The sequence below is a fragment of the Staphylococcus kloosii genome, from assembly GCF_032139365.1.
GTDB lineage: Bacteria > Bacillota > Bacilli > Staphylococcales > Staphylococcaceae > Staphylococcus > Staphylococcus kloosii_A.
In genome coordinates, this window is record NZ_JAVTDB010000056.1 from 1 (window position 1) to 595 (window position 595).

The window sequence follows — 595 nt, forward strand, 5'->3', positions numbered from 1 at the left end:
GTCAGCACTCTACAAAATCGTTACAAATTTCCAATTTTATACAAAAAAATAAAGCGCTCTCGTATAATTTAATTAATCATCACAAAAACCAAATTAACGAGGTGCCTTATGTATAAAGATTATAACATGCCTCAAATAACTCTACCATTAAATATTGAACTATTGATTCCAGAAAATGATATTGCACATTATGTGAATCAAATTGTCGAGTCTATACCTAATGAAGAATTCTACGAATCTAAACCCTCACGTAGTGCATCTTCTTATCATCCTAAATTCATGTTAAAGATTATACTTTATTCTTATACACAATCTATTTTTTCTGGAAGAAGGATAGAAAGCTTTCTTAAAGATAGTATACGTATGATGTGGTTGTCACAGAACGTTTTTACGTGCCAATAAACATTTATACTATAAACCATTAGGCGCACTAGTTTTGTTTTATTATTCATAGCTTCCTTGTTCCTCTATTTGTGGGGGCAAGTCTGCTAACATCGGCGCTAAGAAGCTTTTTTGGCTTGAGGCAAGCGCTCGCATCTTTCCTCACTTGCACGCCTCGCTTACTTGCTTACCTGCTCGTAAGTGCGTGGCGCGA

1 pseudogene is annotated in these 595 nt (G+C 35.1%); it reads left to right on the top strand.

From position 1 onward, the window contains the following. Positions 1-108 precede the first annotated feature (108 nt). Positions 109-384 (top strand): annotated as a pseudogene (locus tag RPL90_RS07370) (transposase); the annotation flags it as partial. Positions 385-595: the final 211 nt, after the last annotated feature.